The organism is Vallitalea maricola, from assembly GCF_036985595.1.
GTDB classification, from domain to species: Bacteria; Bacillota; Clostridia; order Lachnospirales; family Vallitaleaceae; genus Vallitalea; species Vallitalea maricola.
Map to the genome: position 1 here is coordinate 1 of NZ_BTPU01000085.1, position 12,210 is coordinate 12,210.

Below are 12,210 nucleotides of genomic sequence, written 5' to 3' on the forward strand. Positions count from 1 at the left end.
TGACCTATACAATAAACTATTTTCAAAATAATGTAGCATCACTGAATAGTATTATTCATTAACGCAATAACCTTTGTAACAACCAGTGTAGATTTTATAGGCTAAAGTCACATTTCTTAACTGGCTTAAAAGTGGTAAATATAGAGAAAATCATATATAGTGATAAGAACGATTTTTACAGCTTGTTGTCATTCCTTTAAAACAGATAAGGACAACAAATGTAACGAGAGTAATTATCACTATATATGATTTCAATATACGACCGTTGTCTGTTTTTTCTTAAATACTTTGTCGACAGTCTAGGAGCTTCATACAGCTCCTATTTTTATATTATATAATTATTTCATTTATTCTATTTCATACAGATTACCAAATCTGTAACCTTGCTCTTTTAAAGTTTTAATGATATCATCAAGTGCTTCCGTATTAGATGATGATACAGCATGTAATAATGAAATCATACCTGGATGAGCATTATTAATTACGTGATTGTAAGCATATTCTTTACCCTTTTGGTTATTTGTATCCCAATCGGCATAAGCCATACTCCAAAAAATTGTCTTATATCCTAACTCCCTAGTTAAGTATATAGATCTTTCACTATATGCTCCTTCTGGTGGTCTGAAGAAAGTATCCATCTTGTATCCAGTCATTTCTTCAAAATATCTTGCTGTTTCTTCTATCTCATACTTAATTTCATCATCTGTCAATTCATACATTCTTTTATGATGCACAGTATGATTTCCAACTATATGACCTTCATCTTTCATTCTTTTTGCCAGTTCTGCATTATTCTCAATGAAAGGCTTTGTAACAAAAAAAGTTGCTTTTACGTCATTAGCCTTTAGTGTATCGAGTATGGTAGGTGTATAACCATTTTCATAACCTTCATCAAATGTCAGGTAGATAACTTTTTCATCTGTATTTACAATATAGTAACCGCCATATTGTTCAATATCGAACTTGTTATATCCAATTACCTTTTCATGTTCTTTATTTCTTTTGAAACTCCAACTATATCCTTTATTTGATAAAGTAGACGCATCAACATTCATATCAAAGTTATCTTCAGTACCACTTCCTTGAGGTGTTTCCTGATTTTTTTCTTTGATATCTTCTTGGTCAGAAGAATTTTCTTCATCTATGTCTTTTTCTTCATCTGCCACCTTTGGTTCTTCTGTCTCTGACTTTTCTTCTGGTTCTGGTTTTACTTCTTTTTCTGGGTGAATTTCGGATTCAGTATTAGTTTCATCTAATTCATTATCAGCTTTTCCCTTATTATCATTTTCTTCCTTAGCAATAGTATTGTTCTGAGTATCATCTTTAGCAGTAGTATCTGGTTTAACAGCACCTTTTCCTACTGTAAGACCTAAGTATACTGCTCCTATAACCAAAACAAATATAGCTAGTGCTTTTAATGTTTTTGTGTCTTTTTTCTTCTTCTTTGCCATTATTATTCTCCCTTCAACGTTACCATATTCACCCTATTATAAAGCAAGACAAGAAATTCTAATTAGATTATGATTATACCTAATTAGAAATTTCTTGCCTATATTATACTCTTTTTTATGACATAAATCTAGATAATTATTTCCTATATTCATCTATATTTCATCATATTATTTTACTATTTATTGTTTAATTTGTTTTCTATATCTGTTATATCTATTTTCAATCAATATCTCTTCATCTAGCCCTTTTAATAATTCTAGCTCTTTGATGAAACTATCTTTTAGCTCTACACTTATTTGGTGAAAACTGTTATGTGCTCCTCCATCAGGTTCTTCAATAATCTTCTCAATGATACCCAATTCCAATAGATCTTCAGCAGTTATTTTCATTACTTCAGCTGCTTCTTTGGCTCTTTTACTGTCTTTCCATAGAATACTAGCAAATCCCTCTGGTGACAGTATTGAATATATGGAGTTCTCCAACATCCAAACCCTGTCTGATACTGCTAAAGCTAGAGCTCCACCACTACTTCCTTCACCTATTACAACTGATATGATAGGAACTTTCAGTCTAGCCATTTCAAATAGATTCCTTGCAATAGCTTCACCCTGACCTCTTTCTTCTGCTCCTAATCCGCAATACGCTCCAGGCGTATCTACAAAACATATTATTGGTCTATTGAACTTTTCTGCTTGTTTCATTAGCCTAAGTGCTTTTCTATATCCTTCTGGATGGGGCATCCCGAAATTTCTATCTATATTTTCTTTTGTTGAACGTCCTTTTTGCTGGCCGATAACCGTTACTGGTATTCCTTCAAGCAAACCTATTCCGCCTATTATAGCTTTATCATCACTATATAATCTATCTCCATGAAGTTCTATAAAATCATCAAAAATAAGCCTGATATAATCTTCTGATGTAGGTCTTTCTGCCATTCTAGCTATACTAACTTTTTCCCATGGGTTCATATAATAAACACCTCTTCAAATATAATTTTAATTAATAACTACCAAAATTTTAAAACTTTCTCATATGAATTAGCTAGAATAAACGTTAGTTCTGATGAAACTCTAGCAATTTGAATAATGTATTTTTCATGTCTTTTCTTTCTACAATCATATCTATATATCCATGCTCTAGTAAGAATTCAGCTTTTTGAAATCCTTCTGGTAGTTTTTGATTTATAGTCTGTTCTATTACCCTTGCCCCAGCAAATCCTATCAATGTTCCAGGTTCAGCTAGAATTATATCTCCAAGCATAGCAAAACTAGCTGTAACTCCACCAGTAGTTGGGTCTGTAAGTACAGTTATATATAATAGTCCCGCTTCACTATGTTTAGCTAATGCTGAAGATGTCTTAGCCATCTGCATAAGGGATACTATTCCTTCCTGCATCCTAGCTCCACCAGAAGCTGTAAATATAATAATCGGTAATTTCTTATTCGTAGCATGTTCAATGGCTCTGGTTACTTTCTCACCTACAGCTTCTCCCATACTTCCCATCATAAACCTGCTGTCCATAACTGCTATAACAACTTTTATTCCATTTATTTTACCTTCTCCTGTTACAACTGCTTCTTTTATACCTGTTTTCTTTTGTAATGAAGATATCTTCTCTAGATAATCAGGAAAATCCAGAACATTTTTGGTTTCCATATTAGTGTTAAGTTCTTTGAAAGAACCAGAATCGATAATCTGTGATATCCTTGATTCACTATCCATTCTGAAATGTTTATGACATTTGATACATATTTGATCTTTTGCTTCAAAGTCATCTCTGTAAATTATCTCTCCACAATTATTACATTTAATCCATTTACCAGTAGGTACTGATGGATCACTCATATCGTTATACTTTTCTTTTCCGTTTACAGCTGTCTTTATAGGTAATTTAATGTATTTTTTCTTTTTAAATAATTCTTTCATACATATACCCCTTTAATGGTTTATTTGGTTGTACTATCATTGTCTTTTATATACTAATAAATAGTAAAAGGTAATATTGAACCTAGGGAAATGGCAAACTTACTTTTATAAATAGCATATAAGTAGGCAATATTACCCTTTACTATTCTTAGTATCTATTAAAATTGGCATTGGGTACTTATATATCTTAATAAGGTTATTCTCTTATGAAGAATAACCTTATCAAGTGATCTATTTCTCCATTAATTTTTCTATAAAAGAAGTAGTGTAATTTCCTTTTATAAAACTCTCATTATTTATTAAGTCATATTGAAAATCTATGTTAGTGTCTATTCCCTCAACAATAAATTCACCAATAGCACTGTTTAATTTCTTTATGGCACTTTTTCTGTCTTTATCATAAACAATCAATTTTGCTATCATTGAATCATATGTAGGAGGTATTTTATAACCGCAATAAATGGCACTGTCTACTCTAATATCTTTTCCACTAGGCATATGTAGAAAACTAATATCTCCAGGAGACGGTCTAAATCCCTTACTAGGATTTTCTGCATTGATTCTACATTCAATTGCATGCCCTTTTATCTTGACATCCTTTTGGGTATAATTTAATTTTTCTCCATCAGCTATCCTTATCTGTTCCTTTATCAAATCTATACCTGTAACCATTTCTGTAACTGGATGTTCTACTTGAATTCTTGTATTCATTTCTATGAAATAGAACTCTCCACTATCACTTAATAAAAATTCTACAGTACCAGCATTTTTGTAATTGATTGCCTTAGCTGCTTTAACTGCTGCTTTACCCATTCTTTTTCTAAGCTCATCGTCAATAGCTGCAGAAGGTGATTCTTCTAAAACTTTCTGATGTCTTCTCTGCATGGAGCAATCTCTTTCACCTAGATGTACTGTATTACCATAATTATCAGCTAATATTTGGAATTCAATGTGTCTAGGATTAGTTACATATTTTTCCAAATACATAGTGTCATCACCAAATGCACTTTTTGCTTCTGCACTAGCAGTTTTATAGGAGTTAACTAGTTCTTCTCTACTACCTGCAATACGCATACCTCTTCCACCACCGCCGGCGGATGCTTTGATAATGACAGGGTAGCCTATACTATCTGCTAATTCTATTGCTTCTTCAATACCATCTAAAGCACCTTCTGAACCAGGTACAACTGGTATATTATTTTCAATCATTGTTTCTCTAGCTTTTGATTTATTACCCATTCTGTCCATCATATCACCTGTTGGACCTATGAATGTAATGTTGCATTCTTCACATACCTTAGCAAATTTACTATTCTCGGACAAGAATCCAAAGCCAGGGTGTATTGCATTAGCACCTGTAACAATCGCTGCACTAATTATCCTTTTAATATCTAGATAACTATCTTTGGCTGGTGCAGGTCCAATACATATAGCCTCATCTGCCAATTGTGTATGAAGAGCTTCTTTATCAATATCAGAATATACTGCTACTGTCTGTATATTCATTTCTCGACAAGCTCTAATAATTCTTACAGCAATTTCTCCTCTATTAGCAATCAGAATCTTATTAAACATAATTCACCTCTACTTCTACTAACTTTTTATTAACTATTTAGCAATAAAAGTTAATTCTCCAGTAACAGCTATTTCACCATCAACAGATGCCACTACTTTTCCTACTCCTACTGGACCTTTTTGTTTTATGATATCTATTTCCAAATCCAATCTATCTCCAGGTACAACTTTTCGTCTTATTTTAGTTTTATTTATACCGCCAAAATATGCTGTTTTACCTTTATATTCTTCTAAACTAAGCATAGTAACTGCTCCCACTTGGGCAAGAGCTTCAACAATAAGTACTCCTGGCATTACTGGTTCTTCTGGAAAATGCCCAGCGAAAAAATAATCATTCATTGTGACATTTTTATAACCTTTTGCACTTTTACCTGGTTCTATTTCTGTTATTCTGTCAACTAGTAAAAATGGGTACCTATGTGGGATAATTTTTTGAATTTCTACAGCATCTAACATAACAATCTATTCCTTTCCTATTAACTTTTAAAAAGTCATAAATGCCTTCGACACAAGTAATAAATTATCTATGGTCTAATTTTGAACAGAGGCTGATTATATTCTACGATCTCTTCATTTTCTACCAATATATCTACAACCTCACCTGAAACCTCAGCTTCTATGTCATTCATTAATTTCATAGCTTCTATTATACATAGAGTCTTACCTTTTGATACTTTATCTCCTACTTTAACGTAATCATCTTCATCTGGACTTGGAGCACTATAAAATGTTCCTACTATAGGTGATTTGATTGTTACTGTATTTTCATCTTCTATGTCTACTTTTTGGTTGTTATTTTCTTGTACAGTCTCTTTATTAACGTTAACAGTCTGACTTGTATTTGGTTTTTGTATATAAGGTTCTGAGTTTGATGTCATTAACACTTCTTTTTCTTTTCTTATGGATATCTTACAGCCATCTTTCTCAATATCTACACGTGTTAACCCTTTTTCACTTACTAGATTTATAAGCTCTTTTATATTTTCAAATTTCAAAAATCATCACTTCCTTACTCTATTATTTAAAATCATCGGTGCGGTTTATTCCTCATATTTACTTATTATTAATGATGCATTGTGTCCACCAAAACCAAGAGAATTAGAAAGAACATATTTTACATCTAGATTTCTTCCCTTTACTGGAATATAATCTAAGTCACATTCTTCATCTGGTGTTGTATACCCCACTGTTGGATGTACAAAACCATCTAATATTGTTTTTACACATGCAACAATCTCTACTGCTCCAGCCGCTCCCAGTAAATGTCCTATCATTGATTTAGTTGAACTGATAGGAACTTTATAAGCATACTGGTCAAAAACTGTTTTGATAGCAGCTGTTTCTAGTTTGTCATTATATTCAGTACTTGTTCCATGGGCATTAATATAAGATACATCTTCTGGTTTGATGTCTGCATCTTTTATCGCTAATTTCATAGCTCTTGCAGCACCTTCTCCGCCAGGTGCTGGTGCAGTAATATGATAAGCATCACAAGCAGTTCCATATCCTTTTACTTCAGCTAATATCTTAGCACCTCTAGCCTTGGCATGTTCTAATTCCTCTAGAATTACAATCCCTGATCCTTCTCCCATAACAAAGCCATCTCTATTTTTATCAAATGGTCTTGATGCTTTTGTAGGATCTTCACTGCTGCTTAAAGCTTGAAGAGCTGTAAATCCTGAAACTCCAAGAGGTACTATACAACTTTCAGTTCCACCTGCAACCATAACATCTGCATCCCCATATTGTATTGTTCTAAAAGCATCTCCTATAGTATTAGTACTCGTAGCACATGCTGTAACTACATTGGTACATACTCCTTTTAATCCAAATTGAATAGCGATATTACCTGCTGCCATATTAGTAATTACTTTTGGTATGAACATAGGAGAAACTTTGTTAGGTCCTTTGGCTAATAATTTTTGTGCTTCTTTTTCAATTGAACCTAATCCGCCAACACCTGTTCCTACGATAACACCTATTCTTTCAACATCTTCCTTCTCTAAGTCAAGACCTGAATCATCTATTGCTTCTTTAGCTGCTGCTATAGAGAATTGAGTAAATCTATCCATTCTCTTAGCTTTTTTTCTTTCTATATATTCTTTTGCTTCAAAATTTTTTACTTCAGCTACTATTTTTGCTCTATATTCACTTGAATCAAATGAAGTAATCTCTCCAAATCCAATTTTTCCTGTTTTTAGGTTATTCCAATATTCATCTACATTATTTCCAACAGGTGTAATAACACCTAATCCAGTTATGACAACTCTTCTCTTCATGCTAATGCTAACCTTCCTTTCATGTAATTAGACAACCATTCCACCGTCTACATTAATTACCTGACCCGTAACATAGCTTGCTTCATCGGAAGCTAAAAAAGCTACCACATTTGCTACTTCAGTGGCTCTACCAATACGTTTCATAGGTATATTCAATAGAATCTGGTCTTTTATTTTGTCTGTTAATATATCAGTCATATCACTTTCTATAAAACCTGGTGCAACAGCATTAACAGTTATACTCCTTGTAGCTAATTCTTTAGCCATTGATTTAGTAAGTCCGATAATTCCTGCTTTTGATGCTGCATAATTAGCCTGCCCAACATTACCTATTTCACCTATGACAGATGAAATATTTATTATCCTACCACATTTTTGTTTTAACATAATCCTATTAACATGTTTAATGCAATTGAATGTACCCTTTAGATTGACTCTTATTACATCATCGAATTCTACTTCAGTCATCTTAAGCATCAACATATCTTTTGTTATTCCAGCATTATTGACAAGGATATCTATTCTTCCATAATCATCTTTAACCTCTGATATTAATTTCTGAGCATCTTCAAAATTGCTTACATCAGCTTTATATGCTTTGGCTCTACCACCATCTGCAATAATCTCTTCAACTACTTTTTGGGCTTCTTCTTCACTGCTTCTATAATTAACTGCTACTATTATTCCATCATTTGCTAATCTACGGGCTATTGCTTTACCTATTCCTCTTGAAGCTCCAGTCACTATAGCAACCTTATCCATCAATTATCATCCTTTCTCAGGGATTTTAATACTAACCCTCTATTGATTTAATCGCCTTACTTAATGTCTTCATATCTTGTATGTTAACTATTTTCTTGGTCCTATCTATTTTCTTTACAAATGAGGATAGTGTTTTCCCTGGTCCTATTTCAATGAATGTATCCACACCATCATCTATCATTCTGTTGATTGTCTCTTCCCATCTTACTGGAGAAACAACTTGTTTTGTCAAAAGAGATTTAACATTATTATAATCATCAACATAATCCGCTGTCACATTGGTTATGTAAGGTATGTTATTTTTCACAATATTAATGTCTTCAAGTTCTTTTTCAAGTTTTTCTGCTGCTGGGTTAAGCATAGGGGTATGAAAAGGTCCACTTACATTAAGCTTAATTACTCGTTTTGCCCCTGCTTCTTCTAATTTTTCACAGGCGATATTTAGAGCCTCTACTTCTCCTGCAATTACAATCTGCCCTGGGCAATTATAATTGGCAGGCATAACCATCCCATCTATACCGTCACATATCTCTTCTACTGTACATGGCTCTAAACCTAGAACCGCTGCCATAGAGCCTTTACCCTCTGGTACAGCTTCTTCCATATATTTTCCTCTTTTTCTAACAAGACTTACTGCTTCTTTAAAATCCATTGCCTCATTGGCAACAAGAGCACTGTATTCCCCTAAGCTTAATCCAGCAACTACATCTGCTTTTAATCCATGTTCTTTCACAGCTTCTAAAATAGCAATAGTAGTAGTTAGAATTGCAGGTTGTGTATATTCTGTATTATTAAGAACATCTTCTTTTTCATTACATATCTCTTCTATATCAAATCCTAATGCTTCACTAGCAATTTGAAAGATTTTTTTACTGCTCTCATAATTGTTAGCTATTTCTTTTCCCATACCAAGATATTGAGCTCCTTGACCTGGAAATAAAAAAGCTGTCTTTCCCATGGTTTTCATTCCTTTCAATATATCAAACTAATCGGGTTTTAATTTCTTATATTTTCAATAACCTTATCAGCATCTATAACAAGTTCTTGTATTATTTCACTACATGTCTGCTCTTTATTGATCATACCAGCTATTTGACCAGACATTACGGAACCATTTGCTACATCTCCATCTACAACAGCTAATCTTAGTTTACCTGTACCGAATTCTTCTAAATCCTCTACACTGACTCCCTCTTTTTCTAGCTGTAAGAACTTTCTGGTAAACTTATTCTTTAATGCTCTAACAGGGTGTCCTGTAGCTTTACCTGTTACACGTGTATCAATATCTTTAGCTTTTAGTATTTTTTCCTTGTAATTCTTATGTACGACGCATTCTTTCGCAACTAAGAATCTTGTTCCTATTTGAAAAGCATCTGCTCCAAGCATTTTAGTAGCAGCTATACCTCTGCCATCTCCTATTCCTCCGGCAGCTATAACAGGAATATCAACTGCATCAACAACTTGAGGCAAGAGCGCCATAGTTGTCAATTCTCCAACGTGTCCTCCTGATTCACAACCTTCAGCAATGATTGCGTCAACGCCTGATCTTTCCATTCTCTTAGCCAATGCAACAGAAGGAACTACAGGTATTACTTTTATATTATGTTCTTTCCACATCTCTAAGTATTTACCAGGATTTCCTGCTCCAGTTGTAACAACAGCTACCTTTTCTTCACATACCATATGAGCAATCTCGTCTGCGAATGGTGAAAGAAGCATTATATTAACTCCAAATGGTTTATCCGTTAATTCTTTTGTTTTCCTAATTTGTTCCCTAACAACATCACAAGGAGCATTTCCTCCTGCTATAATCCCAAGACCTCCTGCATTAGATACTGCAGCAACCAGGTTATACTCTGCTATCCAAGCCATAGCACCTTGAAATATTGGATATTCGATATTCAACATCTTACAAATCTCAGACTCCACTATTTTCACTCCTTAAAATTTAAACCAATCGGGTGCCCCCAGATTGGTTATAAGTTAATCATTCATTACTGATTATTTTTTACGTAGTCTAATGCATCTTGTACAGTAATCACTGAAGGTAAGTCCTCATTTTTAATCTCTACCCCAGATTCTTCTTCTATAGCCATAACTAATTCAAATAAGTCTAAAGAATCTGCTCCAAGATCATCTATGAATTTAGCTTGTAATGTTACTTCACTTTCTTCAACGTCAAGTTGATCAATTACTACCTCTTTCAATTTTTCAAAATCCATTATAATTTCCTCCTAATTAATTTTATATTATTTTAGATTGTTATCATAGCAACTCCATAAGTAAGTCCTCCGCCAAAACCAGCAATAATAATTCTATTGCCTTTTTTTAATATGCTCTTTTTAAACATTTCATCTAAAGCAATAGGTACACTAGCGGATGACGTGTTACCATATGAAGAAATATTCTTGAAAATCTTTTCTTGGTCTATTTTCAGTCTTTTTGCTATAGAGTTGATAATTCTCTCATTAGCCTGATGTAATACAAAATAGTCAATGTCTTCTATATTATATGGAGACTCTTTAATTACATTTTTTATACCCTTAGGTACATAGCTACATGCAAATTTGAAAACTTCCTGTCCATTCATCTTTATATATTTGTGTGACTCTTTATTGACATAAGGATTCTTAAGATCACTACCGCCACATACTAAGTATTCACTTAATTTGCCTAAAGATTTACACTCAAAATTACCGATTCCTTCTTCTTCTGATTCACTTATTACGACTGCTCCAGATCCGTCACCGAATAATACACAGGTTCTTCTATCTTCCCAATCTGTCAATCTAGAAAGTACTTCCACTCCAATTACTAAAGCATTCTTGGCTAAACCAGCTTTTATATAAGCTGTAGCTGTATTAAGTGCAAAAATGAAACCTGAGCATGCTGCGTTAATATCAAAACACATTGCATTATCTGCTTCTATTTCTTTTTGTACTTCACATGCAGTCGATGGAGTAAAATTATCGGCTGAAATAGTAGCTACTAATATTAAATCAATTTCACTAGGGTTTATCTTAGAAGATTCAACGGCTTTATTTGCAGCTTTAACAGCTAAATCCGTTGTTCCTTCTCCAGTTGTAATTCTTCTATTCTTAATACCTGTACGGCTACTAATCCATTCGTCACTTGTTTCAACAAAGGAGGAAAGATCATCATTTGATACTATATTATCGGGTAAATAACTACCTGTTCCAATGATTCTAACATTTTTCATATCATTATCTCCTATTTATTTTGCGTTACAAATACTTTGATAATCAAAGTATATCTGAATTGAATATAATTGTCAAGAATTTATTTAAAATATTACTGTTTAAAGCTGTCCAAATACCTATTATATAAATGATAGACTTATTTCTATGAATTTATACATATTGCTATATTTCAGACTTGTTCAGACCAATTCAAAAATTTTTATTTCCTAATATATACTAACACAAAATATATCAAATGCAAGTGGAGTTATTACAAAACACCTATAATACATAGCACACAAGAAAGCTTTATTTAGTACCTTGTATTATTAGGTAGTGTGTGATATACTATAATCACAGCATTATACCAACTCGAAGTTATCACTTTTTGATAGGTTAATGCCATGGGAGGTTAATATATGAATATACAGTTTAAGAAAGGCGTATTAGAGTTATGTGTATTATCTCTACTCTCAAGAGACGATTATTATGGTTATGAGTTAGTCAAAAAGATATCCAATAACGTTAGAATATCAGAAGGAACCATTTATCCTTTACTTAGAAGATTAACAAAAGAGAATTATTTTGAAACTTACCTTAAAGAATCTACGGAGGGACCACCCAGAAAATATTATACTCTTACTAAAAAAGGTCATGAAGCCAAAGAAGAACTAAGTAATGAGTGGTATGATTTTGTTTCAAGAGTTAATTCTTTAATTGAGGAGGAAGATATAAGTGAATAAGAATGAGTATTTAAAAAAATTGGATATCCTGCTTGAATCTCTTCCATATGATGAACGTAGAGACATTATGTATGACTATGAAGAACACTTCAAATCAGGATTATCTGATGGAAAAACAGAAGAAGAGATATCTAGTGAACTTGGTAATCCAGAGACAATAGCAGCAGGGTACATTCCTAATTTACATACAAGAGAGAAGAATAATTACTCCGCAGACACTACTAGAACGACGGTTAATACAAGAAACAAAAGTCAATATTCAATAGGAATATT

General features: G+C 33.0%; 12 protein-coding genes and 1 pseudogene. 2 read left to right on the plus strand and 11 right to left on the minus strand.

The genetic code is table 11. The annotated features are described in order from the left end of the window. Window positions 1-347: 347 nt before the first annotated feature. The 11 genes and pseudogenes from pdaA to AACQ14_RS20815 all read right to left on the minus strand — a co-directional run bounded on the left by pdaA (window position 348) and on the right by AACQ14_RS20815 (window position 11,214). Window positions 348-1,451, minus strand: a complete 1,104-nt coding sequence (pdaA, locus tag AACQ14_RS20765; protein WP_339365494.1) for a delta-lactam-biosynthetic de-N-acetylase — start codon at window positions 1,449-1,451, stop codon at window positions 348-350. 180 nt (window positions 1,452-1,631) lie between these two features. Beyond that, window positions 1,632-3,378: pseudogene (locus tag AACQ14_RS20770) on the minus strand (acetyl-CoA carboxylase carboxyltransferase subunit alpha). Between the two features lie 231 nt (window positions 3,379-3,609). Then, complete coding sequence (locus AACQ14_RS20775) at window positions 3,610-4,953, minus strand: acetyl-CoA carboxylase biotin carboxylase subunit (protein ID WP_339365495.1); 1,344 nt, start codon at window positions 4,951-4,953, stop codon at window positions 3,610-3,612. A 33-nt stretch (window positions 4,954-4,986) separates the two neighbouring features. Further along, window positions 4,987-5,409 (minus strand): 3-hydroxyacyl-ACP dehydratase FabZ, encoded by a 423-nt coding sequence (gene fabZ / locus AACQ14_RS20780; protein ID WP_339365496.1) that lies wholly within the window; start codon window positions 5,407-5,409, stop codon window positions 4,987-4,989. Window positions 5,410-5,477: 68 nt separating this feature from the next. After that, window positions 5,478-5,948 carry an acetyl-CoA carboxylase biotin carboxyl carrier protein gene (gene accB / locus AACQ14_RS20785; protein ID WP_339365497.1) on the minus strand — a complete coding sequence of 157 codons (471 nt, stop codon included), beginning with the start codon at window positions 5,946-5,948 and terminating at the stop codon, window positions 5,478-5,480. A gap of 45 nt (window positions 5,949-5,993) precedes the next feature. Next, window positions 5,994-7,232: a beta-ketoacyl-ACP synthase II gene (fabF, locus tag AACQ14_RS20790; RefSeq protein ID WP_339365498.1), complete on the minus strand. Its 1,239-nt coding sequence runs from the start codon at window positions 7,230-7,232 to the stop codon at window positions 5,994-5,996. 27 nt (window positions 7,233-7,259) lie between these two features. Next, window positions 7,260-7,994, minus strand: coding sequence for a 3-oxoacyl-[acyl-carrier-protein] reductase (gene fabG, locus AACQ14_RS20795; RefSeq protein ID WP_339365499.1), 735 nt, complete (start codon window positions 7,992-7,994; stop codon window positions 7,260-7,262). Window positions 7,995-8,025: 31 nt separating this feature from the next. Then, window positions 8,026-8,952: an ACP S-malonyltransferase gene (gene fabD, locus AACQ14_RS20800; protein ID WP_339365500.1), complete on the minus strand. Its 927-nt coding sequence runs from the start codon at window positions 8,950-8,952 to the stop codon at window positions 8,026-8,028. Between the two features lie 38 nt (window positions 8,953-8,990). Continuing rightward, window positions 8,991-9,923 (minus strand): enoyl-[acyl-carrier-protein] reductase FabK, encoded by a 933-nt coding sequence (gene fabK / locus AACQ14_RS20805; RefSeq protein WP_339365501.1) that lies wholly within the window; start codon window positions 9,921-9,923, stop codon window positions 8,991-8,993. Window positions 9,924-9,988: 65 nt separating this feature from the next. After that, window positions 9,989-10,216 carry an acyl carrier protein gene (gene acpP, locus AACQ14_RS20810; protein WP_113673049.1) on the minus strand — a complete coding sequence of 76 codons (228 nt, stop codon included), beginning with the start codon at window positions 10,214-10,216 and terminating at the stop codon, window positions 9,989-9,991. Between the two features lie 32 nt (window positions 10,217-10,248). Further along, window positions 10,249-11,214, minus strand: a complete 966-nt coding sequence (locus AACQ14_RS20815; protein ID WP_339365502.1) for a beta-ketoacyl-ACP synthase III — start codon at window positions 11,212-11,214, stop codon at window positions 10,249-10,251. Between the two features lie 399 nt (window positions 11,215-11,613). On the opposite strand from AACQ14_RS20815, the gene AACQ14_RS20820 reads away from it, so the two are divergent. Both AACQ14_RS20820 and AACQ14_RS20825 read left to right on the plus strand, forming a co-directional pair. Next, window positions 11,614-11,937, plus strand: a complete 324-nt coding sequence (locus tag AACQ14_RS20820) for a PadR family transcriptional regulator (protein WP_113673047.1) — start codon at window positions 11,614-11,616, stop codon at window positions 11,935-11,937. Continuing rightward, a partial coding sequence (locus AACQ14_RS20825) for a DUF1700 domain-containing protein (RefSeq protein WP_339365503.1) occupies window positions 11,930-12,210 on the plus strand: 281 nt, incomplete at its 3' end. The genes AACQ14_RS20820 and AACQ14_RS20825, both read left to right, overlap by 8 nt.